We start from the raw sequence: 21,977 nt of genomic DNA, 5'->3' as shown, positions 1-21,977 counted from the left end.
CATCTTGCCGGCACAGACAAGGAGCTCCGTCCATGACTGACCACAGCGGCGTGATTCAGGACGTACGGCAGGGCATGATCCCTGCGCACATTTACAACGACAAAGAGATCTTCAAGCTTGAAAAGGAACGGGTCTTTGGTCGAAGCTGGCTTTTCGTTGCCCACGAATCCGAGGTGCCCGAAGCTGGCGACTACGTGGTGCGCCGCGTTCTGGAAGATTCATTCATCATTTCCCGTGATGAACATGGGGAAATCCGGGCACTGTTCAACATGTGTCTTCACCGCGGCATGCAGGTCTGCCGCACGGAGATGGGAAACGCTTCCCACTTCCGTTGCCCGTACCACGGGTGGTCCTACCGCAACGACGGCCGAATAGTCGGACTGCCCTTCCACAAAGAGGCCTACGGCGGGGAAGAGGGTTTCAAGAAGAAGGGACAGACGTTGCTGCCCGCTCCTTCCCTGGGCATTTACAACGGCCTTATCTTCGTCAGCCTGGATCCTGACGCAGAGCCGTTGGAGGACTTCCTGGGTGACTTCAAGTTCTACATGGACTACTACACGAAGCAAAGTTCCGGCGGGATTGAACTGCGCGGGCCGCAGCGGTGGCGGGTGAAGGCCAACTGGAAAATCGGAGCCGAAAACTTTGCTGGCGACATGTATCACACGCCCCAGACCCACACCTCGGTCGTCGAAATTGGCTTGTTCCGCGAACCAAAGGCGGAAAAGCGCAAGGACGGCACAACCTATTGGGCCGGCAACGGCGGCGGAACTACCTACAAGCTCCCAGAGGGGAGCCTGGAGGACCGCCTCCGCTACGTGGGCTACCCGGACGAGATGATCGCCCGCATGAAAGAGCAGTGGAGCCAGGAGCAGCTCGACGTTGTGGGCAAGGATGGGTTCATGGTGTCGGCGGCGTCGGTGTTCCCGAACATGAGCTTCGTTCACAACTGGCCGCGGGTCGAAGAAGACTCCAATGAAGTGCTCCCGTTCATCTCCATCCGGCAGTGGCAGCCAATCAGCGAAGACGAGACTGAGATCGTATCGTGGTTCGCCGTCGATAAGAACGCGCCCGAAGAGTTCAAGGCACTGTCCTACAAGGCATATCTCATGTGCTTTGGCAGCGGCGGCATGTTCGAGCAGGACGACGTGGAAAACTGGGTTTCTTTGACCAGCACCGCCGGAGGCCCGATGGCACGGCGCCTGCTGCTGAACAGCCGCATGGGCATGCTGGAAAACGGACAGAACGTTGTGGAACCCCTGACGCCCGAGCAGTACTCCGGCCCAGGTTCGACCCGCGTCGGATACAGCGAATACAACCAGCGTGAACTGCTCCTGCGATGGGCAAACCACCTTGAACGACCGATGGAAAAAACGGCCCAGGTGCACGTCGGCAGCAATCCGGTGCAGGACTGCCCGGCTGACACGCCGGATTCGTTTCGGGCTCCCGCTGAGCACAACGGGCACGCCCCGGCAGTGACCGCTTCGAAGGAGGGCTAGCCGTGGGTATCGAAGCCGTAACCGAACGCAGCAACAAATCTCTCTCGGAGCAGTCGGTGCTGGGAGGGCACGCCCCCCGTACTCAAAGGACGGGTGACTCCCTGCCGTTCAATGATGAACTTCATCTGCAGGCCCACAAGTGGCTTGTCGATGAATCCTATTTGCTCGACGCACAGGAGTACGACGAGTGGCTGAGCCGTCTCACGGACGATGTGCACTATCTCATGCCAGTGAGGGTGACCACTGCCCTCGGGGCCGGTTACAGCACGTCGCCCGGGATGGCGCACATGGACGAAAACAAGTACTCCCTGAGCCGCAGGGCGGCGCGCTTCGCCACGGAACACGCCTGGACCGAAGACCCTCCGTCGCGGCTGCGCCACTATGTCACCAACGTCCGGACGTTCCGTACCGGTAACCCGGAGGAGATCATCGTGGATTCCGCGGTCCTCCTGTTCCGCAGCCGGGGCGACGTCCGCGAAGCCGCGACCGTCTCGGCGGGCAGGGAGGACCTACTGCGCCGCACCGGCTCCAGCTGGCAGCTCGCCCGCCGCACCATCATGGTCGACGAGGCGGTCATCCGGATGCAGAATCTGGCCATATTCCTATGAAACTCGAATGGGAAGGCGAAGAGGAAGACCGCCTTGCCGCCATTCGAGCGGCCGAGGAGCGCGACCGGTTGGAAGCCCGGGTCAATGGCGCCCCGATCGTGATCGCCAACGAATTCTCCGAAGTCCGGGTAAGCCGCGTCGAGACGCGGAACGGCTCGCGGCTGATGATCAAGTCCCCGCGCTCCGGCCAGTGGGTGTCTTTGTGCCCCCTGGAGCTGGAAGCCCTCACCTGGCAGGCTCCGGCAACCTTCTCGGCCATGATCGGGCATCCGTTCGGGCCGCTGGTCGCCGAGGACGAGCAGCCGCCCCAAAACAAAAACAACATCTAGAGGCCAAGGAGATTGACAATGCCTACCGTAAAAGCAGATCTGCACGCCTGCCAGGGCTACGCCAACTGCGTCGTTGGGGCAACCGACTACTTTGATCTGGACGACGACGGAATCGTCGTCCTCCTCAAGACCAAAGTTCCCGAGCCCGAGCGTTCCCGTGTCACCGAGGCTGCCCGCAGCTGCCCGGTCTCCGCACTAGTAGTGGAGGACTGATGAACACAACCACAGTTATCGTCGGCTCCTCGATCGGCGGCGTGCGTACTGCCCAGTCCCTGCGCCTGGAGGGGTATGAAGGCGACATCGTCATCGTCGGTGCTGAGAGGGCACTCCCGTACGACAAGCCGCCGTTGTCCAAATCCATCCTCTCCGGCAACGCGGAGGAGTCCTCCATCCTCCTCCTTACCCGCGAGCAGGCGGAGGAGGCCAAGATCCAGCTCCTGCTCGGGCACGCCGCCACAGGCATCGATGTCGCCGGAAGCCTGTTGTACCTCCAAGACCACGAACCCCTAAACTTCGACAATCTTGTGATCGCCACGGGTGCGTCTGCCCGGCCCTCACCCTGGGGCCAGCGGCCCGGGATCCATGTGCTCCGTTCCCTGGACGATTGCCGGAAACTGCGCGCCGACCTCCTGAAAGGCGGGGGACTGGCAGTGATCGGCGCCGGTTTCATCGGTGCGGAAGCAGCCGCTACGGGACGTACGCTCGGTCTGGAAGTGACCGTCATCGATCCGCTTCCCATTCCCATGAGCCGCATCTTCAACGCCGAAATCGGGCAGCTGTTTGGAGAACTCCACCGCAACAACGGCGTCACCACGATCTTTGGCACCGGAGTCGAGGCTATTGAGGGCGAGCAGGGATCCTTCAGCGTTCGGCTGACCAACGGCCAGACGGTACAAGCCGCCACCGTGCTCGTCGGGATCGGCGCGGTTCCCAACGACGCCTGGCTGGACTCATCGGGACTGCTGGTGGACAACGGCGTCGTGCTGGACGAGTTCTGCAGGGCGGTGGACGCCCCGAACGTGTATGGAGTCGGCGACGTGGCGCGCTGGCGGCATCAGAAGCACGGTGCGGACATCCGGATCGAGCACTGGACAAACGCAGTTGAACAAGCCTCGTGCGTCGCCCACAACATCACCCATCCGGACAGTCCCCGCGAGTACACACCAGTTGAGTACGTCTGGAGCGACCAACACGACTGGAAAATCCAGGTCGTCGGTCGCGTGGGAGGCAACGCCGACCATGTCCTCATCGGAGATCCTGAGCTGCACGGTAAGTTCGCAGCGCTCTACACCACCGACGGAGTGGAACTGTATGGTGCCGCGATCGTGAACTGGCCGAAGGCCCTGCTTGCCTGCCGCCACGGCATGGGATCAGAAATCGGCGTGCAGGAACTCCGGGACAAACTCGAGCTACTGCTCGAGCCTCAGCCGACGGCGGCACTCTAATGCGGGGAAGTCAGCCGCCGGTGGCCCACGAAGAGCAAAGGGAGGCCATCGCAATGGCCTGCCGGGTCCTGGCCAGCCGCGGCCTCGCCGACGGAATCCTCGGTCACATCAGTGTGCGAACGGGGGAGAACGAGCTCTTGGTCCGTTGCAGGGGTCCCCAGGAGCGTGGCCTCGCTCACACCGAAGCCAACGACATCCGGCTTGTCGACCTCGACGGCAATCCCGCCGCCGAAGGCGAACTCGACAGCGGCTACACGGTCCCCAACGAGCTGCCTCTGCACACCGAGCTGCTGCGGCGGCGCCCGGATATCAACTCTGTAGTGCATGCCCACCCACCGCAGGTCGTGACCGCCGACTTGGCAGGACTCGCCGTCCGGCCGATCGTCGGGGCGTTCGACATCCCGGGCACCCGCCTCGCGGCAGGCGGAATACCCGTCTACCCGAGAGGAGTGCTCGTGCGGAACCGCGAGCTCGCAGCGGAAATGCTCGACGCCATGGGCGATAGGCCCGTGGTGCTGCTGCGCGGACACGGCCTCACCAGCGCGGCGCCGACGATGGAGCAGGCGGTCCTCCAGGCCATCAGCGTAAACACCTTGGCAGGGCTGTCCCTTCAGATCACAGCAGCCGGAGGGCAGCTGCAAGACCTTCCCTGTCCCGACATGGCGGAGCTGCCGGATCTCGGAGGGCCGTTCAACATAGCGACCGCCTGGCGACACGAGCTCGCCCGGCTGAGCGTCAGTCCATGAAGTCGGCCAGCGCGGCAGTGCCGACAGCCCCGCCGACGCTGGGTACGATACAAAGCATGCGATCGACAGAGACAGAAGACGGATCCAAATACGGTCCGCCGCCGCAATACCCCATCGAGTCGGTTGATAACGCCCTGCGGCTTCTCCTGCTGTTCGAAACCCAGCCCAGCATCAGGCTGACCGATGCCAGCACCTACTTGGGCGTGGCGTCGTCAACGGCGCACCGGCTGATGGGCATGCTTCTCTACCATGGCTTCGTTCGGCAGAACCCGGCGACCCGAGCCTACGAACCTGGGCAGGCGCTGAGCTCGATTGCCTTTGCGATCAGACGGCAGGTGGACATCCGGACACTGGCCCGGCCGGTCCTCGAACGGATCTTTGAGGAAACGGGGGAAACCGTCCACTTTGCCAGGCTGGAGAGGACCGACACCCAGTTCATCGACGCCATTGAAAGCGTGCGGGCGGTGCGAGTCGGTTCCCGCCAAGGCCTCACCTTGCCAGCAAACTGCACTGCTACCGGTAAGGCAATGCTCAGCCTCCTCGATGAGGAGCAGCTACGGAAGCTCTATCCGCGGCAGGAACTACCCCGGCTAACTACTAACTCAATTACCTCCAGATCGGACCTAGAAACGGAGCTCGACGAAATCCGGCGCAGGGGTTACGCAACCAGCCGAGAAGAGAGCGAGGACGGGGTGACATCGGTCGCCGTGCCTCTTGCCGGTCCAAGCGGCACTGTCTACGGAATCAATGTATCCGTGCCGGCCCACCGCATGTCAGAGGAGCTTCGCAGCGACCTCGGGGCCATACTACGGGCAGCCGCAGAAGAACTCCGGGGGCGTCTGGTCTAGAAGACTGGGCTTGACGTAAATCCGCTATCGGTGTCTGTCCTTTTAGAGGCGGAAGTCCTTCGGGCAAAGCGCAACTGCAGTAAGCCGTCTGCGGTCTGCCCGCTGTGTAGGTTGGTGTCCACCAGCCTGTGCCAGCAGTTTCTGTCGCGCCTTTCCGCCACTTTGGCTGGCTTGTAACGCTGATAATGGAGATTTCGTAAACCTAGGGTATGCAGTACCTGCGTATCCTCCCGGCGTGCGGCCATCACTCATGAGACAGCGCTCCTGGAGGAGGAGCGACAAGGACCGATTCCGGCAGTCCAATGCCGTAGGGAGCGTTAGGCTGCACCGGCCAGTGAACTTGAGTCCCGCTTAGCTTGGTGGCTTCCTCGTGTCAGCCGTTGGGCGAGGCCACTTTTTCTCGGTCCTTGGTTAGCGATTGATCAAGAAGGACTTTTCGTAGCTCCTTGGCTTGAATTCGGGCGGCGAGTCGCCGTTCCACTGGTGCGAGCCACTGGGTGACAGTGCCTTGCCCGAGCGAGTCAAGGATGGCCAGGCCGGCGGCAACCACAGCAGCAACAATAATCGACCACTCAAGCCAGTCCGGGACTTCCTTGAGCCATGGAGGATCGATAAGTTTGAGGGCCACCAAAGCTACCAGGGGAACCGCAATACACCAGAGGATCACCTTGGAAATGAACTTGGCACGTCGATCGGCATGGGACTTGAGAGCGGTGCGGCGATCGGCGTCTTCCTGGCGACGATTCTTTAGTTCCACTTGGAGACCTTCGTTGGTCTCCTTTTGTTTCTGAAGTTCGCCGGCGAGACGTTCGACTTCTTCGTGAGTCTTCATCCATGCTGCGGCGGCATTGTCTGCTGATGTCGTGGCAGAAGCTTCACTGTTCTGACGCGCTCGGAGCTGTTCGAGGACCGGCTCCTCAATCTCACTACGAATGCGCTCAAGCACAGCGAGAGGTGATTCTGAGGTCATTTCGGCATCGATGCCGAGCGTTTCTTCCATAAGAGCGTTGCGACCAACTGACGTGGAGCGGAGGACTATGGCATCGTCAGCGCTGACACCGCCTCGCCCTTCTAGAACTCCCACTTCATCGACGTACCGCGACCATAGATGTGGGTCCGGTTGCATCCCAGCATATGCAGCAGCAAGCACCATGTGTCGAGGAAGCTCCGTTGCCACTGTGGGGCTTCGGGCCCAAAGGATGCCGGCCAATGCGGAATCTGTCATTGCTAGCGGCCAATCGTGACGTTCGTCTTCCACAAGCTGAACCGCTCGGACCAGTTCGGTATTGTCCGTCAGCAGCACAGCACCGCAGCGGTCAAGAGTTCCGCGAGAGCTTCCCTTTCGGAGGCGATGGATGGCCGAGATGCTTTCGACATCGTACCGGCGTGTATTTTCAGATTTGTAATGGACTACGTCCTGAAGCGACTTCTCAAGCTTCTCCTCATCCAAGCCGTATCGGCGGTAGTCGTCGGGCTTCATCGATGTTTCGATGCCAAAAGCTTTTATGGCATCGGGTACAGATTGACGAGCGATAACGATGTCGGCAGCATTCCACCCCTGCTCCTGGAAGTGGAGATCAATCGGACGTGCCTCCCTTCGCCCTGCACTGCGGGAGTAGTTCTCGGCACTCTGCAGGACTCCGTCGACTTCTCTAAAGGAATGTTCGAAGACTCGCAACGAGGCTCCCTGGGCCTGCGCGAGTTCTATCAGCTGGTTTGTTGCGCGCATCGAAGCAGCGCCCGAGTAGCCGAGTAAGTCAATCAGCACGGGCGTGTCTAGGTAGATCGAAAGGGCTCCAAGAGAGTTCCGGAAGGATGACGTGTCTAACGTTACGACCGCGGCCAGAATGGCCCCCTTTGCAGACTCCTCGATGTACGAGAACCCAACGTCGTCGCGCTCGTAGAGATGAGCAACAAAGCGAGCGATTACATACTCAAATCCCGGCGCCTGACGATCTGACTGTGGCCGGCTGACACCTCTTCCTTTGACCGAGCTAGCTATCAGGGGAACGGCGTGGCGTTCGAGATACTTGCTAAGCTCTTCGGCTACTGGCGCGGCCAACATATCTCTATGTTCCGGAAACTCGGAACCCACAAACTTCAGGAAGCGATCCTCGAGCTCCCTCTGCTGGCGGAGATATTTGTCTCGCAAGCCTCGGACAGCGGGGGCAGTCTTGAGCCCCAATTTCGTAAGGACATACCCCGTCTCGCTACCCTCGATATGCTTGGTGTGCTTCGCACGCTTAAGAATTTTGCCGACAACCAGGTCTGGGATGCGAATGCCAAAACTGTCGTTAATCTCGGAGGCCACTACATCGCGAGTGAGCGGTTTCGGCTCATGTTCGGCGAGAACGCCGAGAACGAAGCCTCGGAAGTTGTCGATGTAGCTCGGCGCTTCGGCGTTGTAGTTGGCTCTAAGAACAGCAAAGCCCACTAGTGCACTCGAATACTCGCTCATGTCATCCCCCTTGCGGCGGCCAACGATAGCAGCCGCATGACTTACTTGGCTGCCCCGCCAAACTATTCCAATCCTAAATGGAATATCGATCTTCTCCGCCTGACGTATAACGTGTGGCGCTGGCCATCAGTGTGACTTTCACTTTCCTGAGGACGATTCATTGTCCTCAACGCTGCCGCCTTCGTGTTCTATGGGTTCGTAGCCCACCATCAGGTGATCGATTTCCGCAGCCTGAACGACCACTGTTGAAAAGTCCTCCATGGCGTGCAGGTTCTCGCTACCTGCCATCCGGTAGTGGATCCGTCCGCGAAGCGTCAGGGCACGCTCAGGGACTTCATCTCCGGTCTTGGTGTAGGACCACAGGATTCCCTGAAGCCAGGCTCCGCTTTTGAGCTGAATTCCCACATGAATTCGTTCGTCCGGAGCTGCCCGGAACGCTTCGAGCCATCCGGACTGCTCTCGGTCCATGACATCGGCGTCGTCTCTGTTCAATGCTTTTCGCCAAAGGGTTTGAAGTTTCCGCCGTAGCGTGTCAGCAGGGCGACTGCCGAGGAACAGCCCGACAAGTATGGCCGCAAGAAGGTCGACGAGGACTACGCCCAAGAACAGTTGAGAGTCTTCGCGGAACAATTTCCCGGGTTCAAGGAAGAACTCACGCAGGGATTTTGCGGCTGGCTCCCAAAAGAATCCCAGCAGGTAATGGACGAGGAAGACCGCCACGATGGAGGTGACGCTGGCTATTACCACGGCGGCTGTTTCCCGGAAGGCAGTCCGCTTCATGAGGGAGCGATGGCCCTCGTAGCTCCAGATGAACGCCACGCCGGGGAGCAGCAGGCAAATGTATAGCAGCGCGGCTATTGGTTCTGTCGGCACGTCGTGTCCCTCAGGTTGAAAGGTCTGCAGCGATAATAGGTTCAAGCGTCAAGCAAGGGAGATTACCAGTGGCAGAAAACAAGTCCGGCACATCCAAGGGCGGGAACTCTGGTTCCTTCAACATCCGGAAGGGTGGTCAAACGCCGGCTCCCAACCGCGTACAGCCTACGCAGATGAAGCCAGGAACTACCCCTTCGGCGCCCAAAAAGTAGCCCGGTCAGCGCACCCACTTGGCCAGATGTCGCAGTCGCCGTCCCCGAAGCGGACTGATGGCCTCGAACCTCACTTGCCGGCCGGTATGGCGTAGCCGGTGATATTCTCGCGCAGCCGTTCCACAGGTTGAGATTTCCGAGTGCTCTGGGCTTGAGTACGTACTACCAGTTTGGGCCGTGGAATTCCCGCCCGTAGGCGGTTAAATCAAGCCCAGCCACGGTACTTCCTTCATTTGGGCTCGTGAGGATGTTTTCGGGGCGCTGGGCCACGCAGAGTCCGCCAAGCAAGTTTCGTCGCCGAGGTTTCCGATCCCCAGGCCACGTCGGCGTGCAACAGGACGGTGGAGCCGTAGTGCTCAGTTTCCGATGACCAGGTTTTGTTCCTTTTCAGGCCACTCCCCTGGCCATTTTGTAAGGCCGATAACGGACGTTTCGTCAGGCTGGAGCGCCGGGGATTGGGACGGTTGGAGCCGCCGCGCCGCTGGCAGAGCGCTGGCGCGAAGGTAGTCCTACCGAACCAGCCACGCCACCACCAGCAGCGCCCCGACGCTCAGCACGGTAGTGCACAGGATGACGTCGCGGGCCACGGTCATGCCTCGGCCGTACGGCGACGCGAAGAGGAACACATTCTGGGCCGTGGGGAGGGCTGCCATGATGACGCTCGCGAGCAGATGCTGCCCTTCGAGTCCAAAGACGAACCGGCCCAGGACCCACACAACCACCGGCATCCCGGCAATCTTCAGGAACGTCGCCACGAGCGTTTCAACCCGGCCGTCATCCTTCTGCAGCGGTGCCCGGCCGGCGAGGGACAGCCCGAAGGCCAGCAGCACCATGGGCACGGCGCCGCCGGCCAGCATGTCGATGGGCTTCTGCAGCAGGTCCGGGGCGCTCCAGCCTGTCAGGGCCACGGCGGCGCCCAGTCCGGAGGCGATGATCATGGGGTTGGCGAACGGCTGGAGGAGCAGCTTCTTCCAGGAGATCTTGGAGCCTGACACCAGGCCCAGAACCGTGAGGTAGAACGGTGCCATCACCAGGATCTGCACCAGCAGCACGGGGGCCACGTGCTGCGCCGTGCCCACTGCGTACAAGGAAACAGGAATGCCGATGTTGTTCGCGTTGGCGTAGCTGCTGGCCATGGCGCCCACGGCGGTCTCGGCTGCGGGCCGCCGGAAAAACAGAAAACTGGCCAGGCAGAAAAGAAGCCCCACTATCGCCGCCGAGAGCAGCGCCAGCGGGGCATCCGTTCCGAGGGCGGCCCGGATGTCGCTGCCGGCCACCACTGTGTACAGCAGCGCCGGGTTGGTCACGTAATAGGCGGTGCGGGTCAGTGCGCCCTGGACTTCCGGTCCCAGGATCCGGAAGCGGGCGGCGAAATAGCCCACGGCAATCACAGCGGAGACGATGAGTATTCCGGAGACAACGCCGCCCAAAAGTGCGCCCTTCTATTTATCTTTAGGTCTTGGGTCCCGCACGGCCGTCTTCCTGTTGCGCCAGGAGGGCCGGCCGTGCGGAAGCTTCAGTTCTATCGCAGGACGCCTAGCGCACCAGGCACGGGCGCTTCGGATCGAAGGACCAGCCGTCGATGTAGTACTGCATTCCGATGCTGTCGTCGCGGGCATCCAGCCCGTGCTCCAGGTACAGCTGGTGAGCCTTGTCCAGGGCGTCGCGGTCCAGCTCGATGCCCAGGCCGGGCGCAGCCGGAACCTCGATGGCGCCGTCCTTGATCTGGAGCGGGTTCTTGGTCAGTCCCTGGCCGTCCTGCCAGATCCAGTGGGTGTCCAGCGCGGTGATCTCGCCGGGGGCCGCTGCACCGGTGTGCGTAAACATGGCCAGCGAAATGTCGAAGTGGTTGTTGGAGTGCGAGCCCCAGGTGAGCCCGAATTCGTGGCAGAGCTGCGCCACCCGGACGGAGCCGTGCATGGTCCAGAAGTGCGGGTCCGCCAACGGAATATCGACGGCGTTGCTGCGGATCGCGTGGGACATTTCGCGCCAGTCCGTGGCAATCATGTTGGTGGCCGTCTTGAGCCCGGTGGCGCGGCGGAATTCCGCCATGACCTCGCGGCCGGAGAACCGTCCTTCGGTCCCGCACGGATCCTCGGCGTACGCAACAACTCCCTGCATCCGCTTGCCGAGCCGAATGGCTTCCTCGAGGAGCCACCCGCCGTTCGGGTCCAGCGTGACGCGGGCTTCGGGGAAGCGCTTGGCCAGCGCGGTGACAACGTCCACTTCGTCGTCGCCGGACAGCACGCCGCCCTTGAGCTTGAAGTCGCTGAACCCGTACCGTTCCTGCGCGGCTTCGGCCAGGGCCACCACCGCTGCCGGGGTCATGGCTTCCTGCCGCCGCAGCCGCTCCCAGCGGTCCGCCGGCGCATCCTCCACCAGGTACGGCAGGTCCGTCCGCCGGCGGTCGCCGATGAAGAAGAGGTAGCCGAGCATCGGAACCGAGGAGCGCTGCTGCCCGTCACCGAGCAGTTCGGCCACCGGGACGCCCAGGAACTGGCCGTGGAGGTCCAGCAGGGCTGATTCGACGGCGGTGACGGCGTGGACGGTGGTCCGGAGGTCGAAGGTCTGCAGCCCGCGGCCACCGGCGTCGCGGTCCGCGAACTCGGCCGCGATTTCCCGCAACAGGGAACGGTAGCGGGCCACGGGCTTGCCGGCGATGAAGGCCCCGGCCTCCTCGATGGTGGTGCGGATCTTCTCGCCGCCGGGGACCTCGCCGAGGCCGGAGCGTCCGTCCGAGTCGGTAATGATCACCACGTTGCGGGTGAAAAACGGTCCGTGCGCGCCGCTGAGGTTCATCAGCATGCTGTCGTACCCCGCGACGGGAACTACCTCAACCTTGGCAATGGTGGGCTGGGTGCTCATGCGTTGACCTTATCTTCTGCGCCGGCTGCGGCTTCGACCGTACCGTCGATCCTGCGGTTCAGGTGCCACGGGTTGGCGTCCTGCAGCGGAGCCGGGAGCAGTTCCTGGGGGAGGTTCTGGTAGGCGACCGGGCGGAGGAAGCGGTTGATCGCCAGGGTGCCGACCGACGTCGTACGCGTGTCCGACGTCGCCGGGAAGGGGCCGCCGTGGACCATGGCATGGCCCACTTCGACGCCGGTGGGCCAGCCGTTCACGATGATCCGCCCCACCTTCTGTTCGAGGGCGGGCAGCAGCTGCGCCGCCGTCGGGTAGTCCTCTTCGGTGAGCTGCAGGGAAGCCGTGAGCTGTCCCTCAAGCCGGTTGATGGCGTCGATCAGCTCCTCGGCGGTGGAGTAGCGGATCACCAGGGACGCGGCGCCGAAGATCTCGGCGTGCAGCACATGGTTGGACACGAAGTCGGCGATGTCGGTCCCGAAGATGGTGGGGGCCGGCGCGTTTTCGGTGGGGCCGGTGGTTCCCTGGCCGACGACGGTCACGTTGTCGGCGGATCCGAGCGCCTCGGCGCCGGTGTTCCACGAGCCGGCGATGCCTGCGGTCAGCATGGTCTGGCCGGCACAGGCGGATACTGCGCGTCCGACGGCGGCAGCCAGTTTGTCGCCCAGCTCACCTGCGGGGGCGAACAGCAGGCCGGGGGAGGTGCAGAGCTGTCCGGAGCTGCCGGTGACGGCGGTGACGTACTGCTGCGCCAGTGCGTCGATCTGCTCGGCGGAGCCGGTGAGGGCGCCGGGGAAAACGAAGACCGGGTTGAGCGAGGACATTTCCGCGTAGACCGGGATGGGCTCCGGCCGGGCTGCCGCGGTGCGCATCAGGGCGATGCCGGCGCTCTGCGAACCGGTGAAGCCCACAGCCTTGATGGCCGGGTCCGCCACAAGGGCCTGGCCGATGCTGGCCCCGGGGCCGTAGATCAGCGAGAAGACGCCCGGGTGCAGCCCGGCATCGGCAACAGCTTTGGCGATGGCCTGGCCAACGAGTTCGCTGGTGCCCGGGTGGGCGTTGTGGGCTTTGAAGACCACAGGACAGCCGGCGGCGAGGGCCGAGGCGGTGTCTCCGCCCGCCGTCGAGAAGGCCAGCGGGAAGTTGCTGGCACCGAACACCGCCACGGGTCCCAGCGGGATCTGGCGCTGGCGGATGTCGGCGCGGGGGAGCGGGGTGCGTTCCGGCAGGGCCGGGTCGATGCGGACACCGCGGAAATCGCCCTGGCGGACCACGTTCGCGAACAGGCGGAGCTGGCCGGTGGTGCGGGCCCGCTCGCCCTGCAGCCGGCCCGCGGGCAGTCCGGTCTCCTGGCCGGCGCGGATGATGAGTTCGTCGCCGATGGCCTCGATGTTGTCCGCGATGGCTTCCAGGAAGCCGGCGTGCGTCTCGGGGTCCAGGGTGCTGAAGGACGGGTAGGCGTCGGCGGCCGCGGCCGTGGCTGCCTTGAGCTGGTCCTCGGTGAGCAGGGTGTAGGGGGGCTCAAGCTGTTCGTTGCTGGCGGGGTTGAAGCCAAAGGCGGCTTTGCCTTCGCCTGCCACGGGCTGCCCTGCAATCAGGGAATGTCCGGTGAGTGTCACGGTGGTAACTCCTAGGAAGGGGATCGATCAGGAGACGGTGGGTCAGGAAACAGTGGCGATAAGTGCCTTGAGGTCGGCGAGGTCCTGCGGCGCCAGGTTCTGCAGCGGCGGGCGGACGCCGCCGGCCGAGCGCCCGATGGCATCCAGGCCGCCCTTGACGATGGACACCGAGTAGCCCTTGACCCGGTCGCGGATGTCCAGGTATGGGATGACGAAGTCGTTGAGCTTCTTGTTGACGGCCACGCGGTCCTGGTTGCGGACATCCTGGTAGAAGTCCAGGGCGAACTGCGGGACGAAGTTGTACATGGCGCTGGAGTAGGTGCTCATGCCCAGCTGCAGCAGCGGCAGCGCGAAGGTCTCGGCCGTCGGGAGGCCGCCAAGGTAGAACAGGCGGTCACCGAGCTTGGCGTAAACGCGGGCGTCGTGTTCGAGGTCGCCCACGCCGTCCTTGAAACCGATCAGGTTTTCGTGCCGGTCTGCCAGGGTGGCCACGGTGGTGTCCTTGTAGATCGCGTTGGCGCGGTTGTAGATGATGACGCCGAGCGAGGTGGCACTGCAGACGGCGCTGACGTGCTCGATCAGGCCGCCCTGGTCCGCTTCCGTCAGGTACGGCGGCAGCAGCAGGATGCCTTCCGCGCCGGCGGCCTCTGCGGCCTTCGCGTTTTCAATGGCCTGGGCCGTGGACCCGCCGGCGGATGCCAGGACGGGAACGGTGCTGCCGACTTCTTCGACGGCGGCGCGGACCACGCGGGCTGATTCAGCCGGCGTCAGGGAGAACCCTTCGCCGGTGCCGCCGGCGGCGAAGAGCCCCGCCACCGGGTAGCTCGCCTGCCAGGCAAGGTGCTTGCGGTAGTTCTCTTCGTCGAACTGGAGCTGCGAATCGAACGAGGTCACCGGGAAGGAGAGCAGCCCGTCTTTGAGAACGCTGGCAAGTTCCTGGGGTGAATGTTTGGCCACGATGAGTCCTCCATGTCGGCGCCGCGTCGGTGCGGCAGTAGATGTTTTCTCCTTCAGCCTAGGGAGCCATGTGATGCCTGTCTAAGTTCATTTTTGTATGCATTGATACCCTTCGTGCATGGTGCGGGCGGGCATGGGAACGTGGCGTTCCAGTGGCTGTTCCGGCGCGACGGTTCAGTTCTCCTGGAAGTCGAGGGTCCTCAAGGCCAGGGCGAGTGCGGGGTTGGTGATGTTGCGGGTCCAGATGGCGTGCAGTTCCACGGGGTCGTTCACGCTGCTCTCGAGCGGGAGGAATTCCACCGCGTGGACGCCCAGCAGGGTTGCCGAGTGCGGAACGAAGGCCACGCCGCGCTTGGCGGCAACAAGGGACACCATGGTGAGGATCTGGCTGACCGTGTGGACCACGTTGGCGTGCTGGACGGGGAACATCCGGACCACCAGGTCATAGAAGTACCGGGCCTGGGTGGAGGAGTGCATGATGAGCGGCTCGTCCCGGAGGTCCTTTTCGGTGATGTCCCTGTTGAGTTCAGCCAGCGGGTGGCCGGACGGCACCGCCAGGACCATGGCTTCCCGGTAAAGCAGATGTGAGTCGAAGATTTCGTTGTCAAAGGGCGGCCTTGCCAGTCCGAGGTCGAGCTCACCGGATAAAAGTCCGGCAATCTGCTCGCCCGTCACGAGCTCCTGCAGGTCGATGTCGACGTCGGGCAGTGTTGCGCTAATCTCCTCCAGCAGTGGGCCAAGGATGCTGAAGCCGCTCGCGGCCGTGAAGCCGATCCGGAGCAGGCCTGAGCGCCCCGATGCAATCCGACGTGCCGTCACGGGCGCCCGGCTGGCCAGGGCCATCAGCCGGCGGGCCTCCTCCAGGAAGGCCCGTCCCGCGGCCGTCAGCTGGACTTTCCGGTTGTCGCGTTCCAGCAGTTCGGCACCTACGGCCTTTTCCAGCTTCTGGATTTGGCGGCTCAGCGGCGGTTGGGTCATGTTGAGCCGTTCCGCGGCCCTCCCGAAGTGGAGTTCCTCAGCTACGGCGATGAATCCCGCCAGTTGGTCAAAGGTAAACATGATGCCTTCCGGGTATCACTCGATGCATATTTGGGCTTAGACATGCATCATAGTGGGTTCCTACACTCGATACAGCCGACCGGCAGTGATCCGGTTCACAAACGTATTTGGGCGTAGCCCGATAGCGCCAACGAGGAGTTCCAATGATGCACTTCCCCACCCGCCGAGCCGTACTCGGAGCGACGTCCGCCATGACGCTCCTGGCACTGACCGCCTGCGGCAACGTTGCCGGCGGGAGCACGGATTCTTCTAAATTCCCCAGCGGTCCGATTAGCGTCACCGTCGGCCAGGCGGCCGGCGGCAGTACCGACCTGATTGCCCGGGCCGTGGCCGAGGGCGCCTCCAAGACGCTCGGTACGCCGATGCCGGTGGTCAACAAGCCCGGCGCGAACGGCGCCCTCGCCACCAAGGAAGTGGCGGGCAAGCCTGCCGACGGGCAGAACCTCCTGCTCGTGACGGCGTCGCTCGTGACCATCACGCCGCTGGCCGTCACGGCGGATGAAGCCGTCAACATCGACGACCTGGACATCATCACCGGCCTCTCCCAGGACGACTACGTCCTGGTTGCCAGCACCCAGTCCGGCTTCAAGTCCATCAAGGACGTGACCGGCGCGGGCCGCAACATCACGTTCGGCACCACGGGCGTGGGCACCGGCAGCCAGCTGGCACAGACCGTGCTCTTCAAACAGGCCAACGTGCAGGGTACCGACGTTCCGTTCGACAGCGGCAAGCCCGCCCTGACGGCCGTCCTGGGTAACCAAGTGGAGCTGGCAACCATCCAGCTGGGTGAAGCCATGCCGCAGATCCAGGCCGGGAAGGTGGCCCCGCTGCTGGTCTTCTCCGAGGAGCGCAACACCTTCCTCCCGGACGTTCCCACCGCCAAGGAATCCGGCTACGACGTTCCCGTCGCGCAGTACCGTGCCGTGGCCGCTCCCAAGGGAACGTCGCAGGTTGCGAAGGACAAGCTGCTTGCAGCCTTCAAGGAGACCTTCAAGTCGGAGGCCTACCAGGAGTTCAACAAGAAGAACATGCTGACCCCCAAGGAGATCTCCGGTGAGGAAGTGGTCACGCAGTGGAAGGAATACGCCGCCAAGTACAAGTCCCTGGTTGAGAAGTACGACATCAGCCTCAGCGGAACGAAGTGATTCCAGTGAAGGAAACCTCCGCGGACCCGGTGGTCGAGGACGACCTGACGCCGGAACAGCTGGCCGCGCAGTGGGAAGACGAAAAACCGCCGGCCGCCGGCCCCCTGGCGAATGCCGCCTCATCCCTGGTGGTCCTCGGCGTCGGCATCGGAGCCGTCATCCTGTCCGTTGCCATGGGACTCGGCACGCCGTCGGCACCGCAGCCCGGACTGTGGCCGTTCATCATCAGCTGCGTCATGGTGGCCCTTGGGCTGTTCCAGCTGATTGCCGGGCGGCACAACAGGGACGCGGAAAAGTTCACCCGCATGTCCATCTCCCCGCTGACAGGCCTGGTGACGCTCGCCGCCATGGTGGCCGTGATGCCGCTCATCGGCTTTGAACTGCCGGCGCTGGTGCTGTGCATCATCTGGATGCGGTTCCTGGGCGGCGAAACCTGGCGCTCCACGGTGCTCATCAGCGCCATCGTCGTCGCGGCGTTCTACGGCATCTTCGTGCTGGCGCTCGGCACCTCCATCCCCCACCTCTTCTAGGAGACCTCCGTGGATTTTCTAAATCCCGTCATCAACGGATTCGCCGTTGTCCTGGAGCCGACCAACCTCCTGTACTGCCTGATCGGCGTCGTGATCGGAATGCTGATCGGGGTGCTGCCCGGACTGGGGCCCGCGGCAACCATCGCCATCCTCCTTCCGCTCACCTACAACGTGGAGCCCGTCACCGCCATCATCATGCTGGCGGGCATCTTCTACGGTGCCCAGTACGGCGGCACCATCACCTCCGTGCTCCTGCGGCTGCCCGGTGAGGCGTCGTCCGTCGTCACCGTTTTCGACGGCTACCAGATGGCCAAGCAGGGGAAGGCCGGCACGGCCCTGGGCCTGGCGGCCATCGGCTCCTTCGTCGGCGGCACCGCGGCCATCATCGGCCTGACCTTCCTGGCACCGGTAGTGGCCAGCTTCGCGCTGGACTTCGGACCGCCGGAGTACACCGCGCTGGCCCTCCTGGGCATCCTCCTGGTGGCCACCATCAGCAGCGGCGCCAAGGCCAAGGCACTCATCGCAGCAGCCCTCGGCCTACTCCTGGCCACGGTTGGCCGGGACATCTTCACGGGCGAAAGCCGCTTCACCTTCGGCAGCCTTGACCTGGCGGACGGCATCGACTTCGTGCCGATCGCCATGGGCATCTTCGGCCTCGGCGAAATCCTCTACAACCTCGAAGAGCGGCACCGCGCCGCCAAGGCGCCATCCAAGGTGGCCAACGTCTGGCCGTCACGCAAGGAACTCAAGCAGGCTTCCGGCGCAATCGGGCGCGGCTCCGTCCTGGGATTCTTCCTGGGTATCCTCCCCGGCGGCGGCGCCACTATCGCGTCGATGGCGTCCTACGCCATGGAGAAAAAACGGGCCAAGCAGCCCGAGCGCTTCGGCAAGGGAGCCCCCGAAGGAGTCGCAGGTCCGGAAACAGCCAACAACGCGGCAGCGACGTCATCCTTCATCCCACTGCTGACCCTGGGCATACCGGCGAACGCCACCATGGCGCTGATGTTCGGTGCCCTGCTGATCCAGGGCGTAACCCCGGGACCGCAGCTCGTGGAACAGGATCCGGAGCTCTTCTGGGGCGTTGTTAACTCGATGTACATCGGCAACGTCCTGCTGCTGATCATGAGCCTGCCGCTTGTGGGAATCTTCGTGAAGATCCTCCGCGTCCGCGCCGCCATCCTTGCTCCCGTCACCGCCCTCATCACGCTGCTGGGCGCTTACACCATCAACAACAGCATGTTCGAGGTCTCGCTGGTGGTGGTCTTCGGCATCGTGGGCTACCTGATGAAGAAGTTCGGTTTCGAACCCGGGCCGCTGGTGCTGGCGTTTGTGCTCGGCGAACTCCTGGAAAGCTCCATGCGCCGCTCCCTGCTGGTCTTCGGCGGCGACCCCATGGGTTTCTTCGGCCGCCCGATCTCCGCCACGCTGCTCGCGGTGTTCGTGCTGGTGGCCGTGCTTCCGGCGCTCAAGTCCATGCTGGCCAAGCGCAAAGCCTCCGCGGCTGTGGAGCCCGCACCCACCAAAATCAAGGAGAAGGTATGAGCATCATCGTCGGATTCGTTCCCACACCTGCAGGCGAGGCCGCGCTCACGGCGGGCATCGCCGAGGCAACCCTCCGCAACGAGGACCTGGTGATCGTCAACTCCGCCCGTGAAGGCGCTCTGGTGGACAAGACCGTGGCGGGAGGGGACGTCCTGGCGCGGGCCGCGAAGCGTGCGGAGGAGGCCGGCGTCACGGCAAAGATCATCCAGCCGCCGTACCACCACGACCTTGCCGATGAGTTCCTGGAGGTGGCCCGTGAAGCGAATGCGTCCCTGATCGTCATTGGCCTGCGGCACCGCTCCCAGGTGGGCAAGTTCATCCTGGGCAGCCACGCCCAGCGCATCCTGATGCAGGCCGACCGGCCCGTCCTGGCCGTCAAGGCCGACGGCGCGCACTTCTAACGGCCCGCACTTCTAACGGCGCCCACATCTAGGGGCCCGCACTTCTAGGGGCTCACGCAGCATCCAAGGGGCGGCACGCGACCTTCCACAGGGCAGCGGCCGCCCCTTTCCGCCTTTTTAGCCATCCAAACACCTGAGGACACCATGACCGTTGTTGTGAACGCGCCTGTTGTGAACGCGCCTGCCCGGGCATCGAGCAACCCCCGACGGCGCCCTGCCGGCCCGCAGCACCCGGCCCGCCAGGCCCGCAGCGGAACCCGCCCCCTGGAACCGATGCCCAACTGGGTGAAGCTTTCACGCAAGGACGAGGTGGAGATCTACCGCGATGGCGGGCTCGTCGCGTCCGGCCGGGTGGACATGCTTGCCCTCGACGGCAGTGTGTTCTGGGTTGTCCAGAACGACGGCCGGGGCCGCGCCATGTTCCTGCACAGCGACGGATTCACCGTCCTCCGGCTGCCACGCGCGCGGCCGGCCGACTGAGCACGCCGGGCACCGCCGCAGGCAGACTGACCGAGTCCGCTACCGCCGCAAGGCACCCAGCCCTGAAATCAACGCCTCCAGGCCAAGGCTGAAGGCGGCATCGGCAGGCTTTTCGTGGCCCTGTTCGGCGAGGCTGCGAACCGCGGCCGTAAAACTGGGCGTGGATTCGGCCATGCTGCCCGGATCGAAGATGTCCGCGGGGGCGGTGACGTCGAAGGCCGAGCCGAAAATGAAGGACTCCAGCGCCACGATCGAGGAGATGATGCGTTCCTCCGGGAAGCCGGCCTCCCGCAACCCTTGGCTGACGGCCTCGTACATGGCCAGGGTCTGCGGCGCATCCGTGACGGGCAGGACTGCGATCACCGGGATCAGCGGCGTGTGCTTGGAGAAGACATCCCGGTAGCTCCACGCCCACCGCCTTACGGCTTCATCCCACGGTTCAGCACCGAAGGCGGACACGTCCACCAGGGCGGCGAGGTGGTCCTCCACCAGGACCAGCACGTCCCGTTTGGACGCCACGTGGTTGTACAGGGCCGACGGCGCCACATTCAGTGAGCGGGCCAGTGCAGCCATGGTGAGGCCGTCGTAGCCGCTCTTCCCGATGAGCTGCAGCGCTGCCGAGGTAATCACTGCCTGATCCAGCACCGCTGTGGCCGGCCTGCCCGCGCGGCGCTTCGCCGGGGCCGCGGCCACGCGGGGCGCGGCGTCCCTCGGTGCCACTGGGGGCTTGGTGTTCGGACGGGCGGCTGCCGGCATCGCTGGCCTTTCTGCTGGCGGGGTCCCCAGCATTATTCCACTGAGCTCTTCCGTGACGGTGCTGGAACCGCTATAGTGATCATAAATGAATGGCATTCATTTAGTGGTCCGCATCACTCGAGCGGCCACGGAGAGGACATCATGCTGGAACTTGACCGCGACGTCGTCGTCGTAGGCGCCGGCCCCTCGGGTCTCACTGCGGCCCGTGAACTGAAGAAAGCCGGCCTCAGCGTCGCCGTGCTGGAAGCGCGGGACCGCGTGGGCGGCCGCACCTGGACGGACACCGTTGACGGCGCCATGCTGGAAATCGGGGGCCAATGGGTCTCGCCGGACCAGACGGTGCTGCTGGAACTCCTGGACGAACTGGGGCTGGAAACGTACTCCCGCTACCGCGATGGTGAATCCATCTACGTGGGTGCCGACGGCAGGAAGACCCGCTACACCGGAGACTCCTTCCCGGTCGGTGACACCACGGCTGCTGAAATGGATAAGCTGATCGGCCTGCTGGACGGGCTCGCTGCGGAGATCGGCGCCACCGAACCCTGGGCCCACCCCAAAGCGCGCGAGCTGGACACCATCTCCTTCCACCACTGGCTCCGGCAGAACTCGCCAGATGAGGAAGCCTGCAACAACATCGGCCTGTTCATCGCCGGCGGCATGCTGACGAAGCCCGCGCACGCCTTCTCCGCGCTGCAGGCCGTCCTGATGGCCGCCTCGGCGGGGTCCTTCAGCCACCTGACGGATGAGGACTTCATCCTGGATAAGCGGGTTGTAGGGGGCATGCAGCAGGTGTCGCTGCTGCAGGCGCGCGAACTGGGTGACGACGTCGTGCTTAACAGTCCGGTGCGGACCATTAACTGGACGGAAGAGCGCGACGGCGGCCCGAGCGTCACCGTGGTGTCGGAGCGGGCCACGGTCAATGCACGCTACGTGATCATGGCGGTGCCGCCGAACCTGTATTCGCGGGTATCCTTCAACCCGCCGCTGCCGCGCCGCCAGCACCAGATGCACCAGCACCAGTCGCTGGGCCTGGTCATCAAGGTGCACGCCGTCTACAAGACGCCGTTCTGGCGCGGCGAGGGGCTGTCCGGCACCTGCTTCAGCGCCGGATCGCTGGTGCAGGAGGTGTACGACAACACCAACCATGGGGATTCCCGCGGCACGCTGGTGGGTTTCGTGTCGGACGAGAAGGCCGACGCCGTCTTCGAGCTCAGTGCCGAAGACCGCCGCCGCGCCATCCTGGAATCGATCGCAGCCTTCCTGGGGGACCAGGCGCTGGAACCCGAGGTGTACTACGAGTCCGACTGGGGCTCGGAGGAATGGACCCGCGGGGCGTACGCCTCCAGCTACGATCTCGGCGGCCTGCACCGGTATGGCAAGGACCAGCACCAGCCCGTTGGTCCCATCTACTGGAGCTCCTCCGACCTCGCGGCAGAGGGGTACCAGCACGTGGACGGCGCCATCCGGATGGGCCAGCTGACTGCCGCCCGGGTTGCCGCCGTCGCCAGGGTGGGCGCCCCGGCTTAGGGCCGTGGCCAAAGGGTCCGGACGAGTCCCCGCCAATCGTTGAAAGTAAGCAAACTTACTAATACGCTGGGCTGGCGGGGAACTTCC

21 protein-coding genes are annotated in these 21,977 nt (G+C 63.8%); 13 read left to right on the top strand and 8 right to left on the bottom strand.

Features of this window, described 5'->3' with window-relative positions:
• Positions 1 to 32 precede the first annotated feature (32 nt).
• From BS38_RS25725 to BS38_RS0119400, 7 genes are read left to right on the top strand one after another with little or no spacing between them, the layout of a single operon-like run.
• Positions 33 to 1,496 carry a Rieske 2Fe-2S domain-containing protein gene (locus BS38_RS25725; protein ID WP_231511335.1) on the top strand — a complete coding sequence of 488 codons (1,464 nt, stop codon included), beginning with the start codon at positions 33 to 35 and terminating at the stop codon, positions 1,494 to 1,496.
• A gap of 2 nt (positions 1,497 to 1,498) precedes the next feature.
• Complete coding sequence (locus tag BS38_RS0119425; protein ID WP_051629035.1) at positions 1,499 to 2,104, top strand: 3-phenylpropionate/cinnamic acid dioxygenase subunit beta; 606 nt, start codon at positions 1,499 to 1,501, stop codon at positions 2,102 to 2,104.
• Entirely contained in the window at positions 2,101 to 2,433 is a 333-nt protein-coding gene (locus tag BS38_RS0119420) for a hypothetical protein (protein WP_028272314.1), read from the top strand. Before BS38_RS0119425 ends, BS38_RS0119420 begins: the two co-directional genes overlap by 4 nt.
• An 18-nt stretch (positions 2,434 to 2,451) precedes the next feature.
• Positions 2,452 to 2,646, top strand: coding sequence for a ferredoxin (locus tag BS38_RS0119415; protein ID WP_028272313.1), 195 nt, complete (start codon positions 2,452 to 2,454; stop codon positions 2,644 to 2,646).
• The gene (locus BS38_RS0119410) at positions 2,646 to 3,878 is read left to right on the top strand and encodes an NAD(P)/FAD-dependent oxidoreductase (RefSeq protein ID WP_028272312.1); all 1,233 of its coding nucleotides are present in this window, start codon (positions 2,646 to 2,648) and stop codon (positions 3,876 to 3,878) included. Before BS38_RS0119415 ends, BS38_RS0119410 begins: the two co-directional genes overlap by 1 nt.
• A 20-nt stretch (positions 3,879 to 3,898) precedes the next feature.
• Entirely contained in the window at positions 3,899 to 4,624 is a 726-nt protein-coding gene (locus tag BS38_RS0119405) for a class II aldolase/adducin family protein (RefSeq protein ID WP_028272311.1), read from the top strand.
• Positions 4,621 to 5,472 (top strand): IclR family transcriptional regulator, encoded by an 852-nt coding sequence (locus BS38_RS0119400; RefSeq protein ID WP_197024996.1) that lies wholly within the window; start codon positions 4,621 to 4,623, stop codon positions 5,470 to 5,472. Before BS38_RS0119405 ends, BS38_RS0119400 begins: the two co-directional genes overlap by 4 nt.
• 373 nt (positions 5,473 to 5,845) lie before the next feature.
• On the opposite strand, the gene BS38_RS0119395 is transcribed toward BS38_RS0119400, so the two are convergent.
• The 7 genes from BS38_RS0119395 to BS38_RS0119365 all read right to left on the bottom strand — a co-directional run bounded on the left by BS38_RS0119395 (position 5,846) and on the right by BS38_RS0119365 (position 15,509).
• Entirely contained in the window at positions 5,846 to 7,930 is a 2,085-nt protein-coding gene (locus BS38_RS0119395; protein WP_028272309.1) for a hypothetical protein, read from the bottom strand.
• A gap of 138 nt (positions 7,931 to 8,068) precedes the next feature.
• On the bottom strand, positions 8,069 to 8,803 hold the full coding sequence (locus BS38_RS0119390; protein WP_156037188.1) for a DUF6338 family protein: 735 nt from the start codon (positions 8,801 to 8,803) through the stop codon (positions 8,069 to 8,071).
• 721 nt (positions 8,804 to 9,524) lie between these two features.
• The gene (locus tag BS38_RS0119385; RefSeq protein WP_028272307.1) at positions 9,525 to 10,445 is read right to left on the bottom strand and encodes an AEC family transporter; all 921 of its coding nucleotides are present in this window, start codon (positions 10,443 to 10,445) and stop codon (positions 9,525 to 9,527) included.
• Between the two features lie 106 nt (positions 10,446 to 10,551).
• A complete protein-coding gene (locus tag BS38_RS0119380; RefSeq protein WP_028272306.1) occupies positions 10,552 to 11,880 on the bottom strand; it encodes an enolase C-terminal domain-like protein in 1,329 nt (442 codons plus the stop codon).
• Entirely contained in the window at positions 11,877 to 13,493 is a 1,617-nt protein-coding gene (locus BS38_RS0119375; protein ID WP_028272305.1) for an aldehyde dehydrogenase (NADP(+)), read from the bottom strand. The genes BS38_RS0119380 and BS38_RS0119375 overlap by 4 nt, the downstream gene beginning before the upstream one ends.
• A gap of 42 nt (positions 13,494 to 13,535) precedes the next feature.
• On the bottom strand, positions 13,536 to 14,450 hold the full coding sequence (kdgD, locus tag BS38_RS0119370) for a 5-dehydro-4-deoxyglucarate dehydratase (protein WP_028272304.1): 915 nt from the start codon (positions 14,448 to 14,450) through the stop codon (positions 13,536 to 13,538).
• Between the two features lie 174 nt (positions 14,451 to 14,624).
• Positions 14,625 to 15,509, bottom strand: coding sequence for a LysR family transcriptional regulator (locus tag BS38_RS0119365; RefSeq protein WP_028272303.1), 885 nt, complete (start codon positions 15,507 to 15,509; stop codon positions 14,625 to 14,627).
• Between the two features lie 143 nt (positions 15,510 to 15,652).
• Between BS38_RS0119365 and BS38_RS0119360 the strand changes: the two genes are divergently transcribed.
• The 5 genes from BS38_RS0119360 (at position 15,653) to BS38_RS26550 (ending at position 19,607) form a co-directional block, all read left to right on the top strand.
• Entirely contained in the window at positions 15,653 to 16,654 is a 1,002-nt protein-coding gene (locus tag BS38_RS0119360; RefSeq protein WP_028272302.1) for a Bug family tripartite tricarboxylate transporter substrate binding protein, read from the top strand.
• 5 nt (positions 16,655 to 16,659) lie between these two features.
• On the top strand, positions 16,660 to 17,184 hold the full coding sequence (locus BS38_RS0119355) for a tripartite tricarboxylate transporter TctB family protein (protein ID WP_231511333.1): 525 nt from the start codon (positions 16,660 to 16,662) through the stop codon (positions 17,182 to 17,184).
• A 9-nt stretch (positions 17,185 to 17,193) separates the two neighbouring features.
• Positions 17,194 to 18,726, top strand: a complete 1,533-nt coding sequence (locus BS38_RS0119350; RefSeq protein WP_028272300.1) for a tripartite tricarboxylate transporter permease — start codon at positions 17,194 to 17,196, stop codon at positions 18,724 to 18,726.
• Entirely contained in the window at positions 18,723 to 19,127 is a 405-nt protein-coding gene (locus BS38_RS0119345) for a universal stress protein (RefSeq protein WP_028272299.1), read from the top strand. The genes BS38_RS0119350 and BS38_RS0119345 overlap by 4 nt, the downstream gene beginning before the upstream one ends.
• A 144-nt stretch (positions 19,128 to 19,271) precedes the next feature.
• Positions 19,272 to 19,607 (top strand): hypothetical protein, encoded by a 336-nt coding sequence (locus BS38_RS26550; protein ID WP_051629033.1) that lies wholly within the window; start codon positions 19,272 to 19,274, stop codon positions 19,605 to 19,607.
• A gap of 39 nt (positions 19,608 to 19,646) precedes the next feature.
• Here BS38_RS26550 and BS38_RS0119335 read toward each other — a convergent pair whose 3' ends face one another.
• Positions 19,647 to 20,396: a TetR/AcrR family transcriptional regulator gene (locus BS38_RS0119335; RefSeq protein ID WP_028272297.1), complete on the bottom strand. Its 750-nt coding sequence runs from the start codon at positions 20,394 to 20,396 to the stop codon at positions 19,647 to 19,649.
• Between the two features lie 108 nt (positions 20,397 to 20,504).
• Between BS38_RS0119335 and BS38_RS0119330 the strand changes: the two genes are divergently transcribed.
• The gene (locus tag BS38_RS0119330) at positions 20,505 to 21,890 is read left to right on the top strand and encodes a flavin monoamine oxidase family protein (RefSeq protein ID WP_028272296.1); all 1,386 of its coding nucleotides are present in this window, start codon (positions 20,505 to 20,507) and stop codon (positions 21,888 to 21,890) included.
• Positions 21,891 to 21,977: the final 87 nt, after the last annotated feature.

The sequence above is a fragment of the Arthrobacter sp. UNC362MFTsu5.1 genome (assembly GCF_000685965.1).
Classification (GTDB): Bacteria; Actinomycetota; Actinomycetes; order Actinomycetales; family Micrococcaceae; genus Arthrobacter.
The sequence above is the reverse complement of the archived record's forward strand: the minus strand, read 5'-3'. Positions and strand labels throughout refer to the sequence as shown.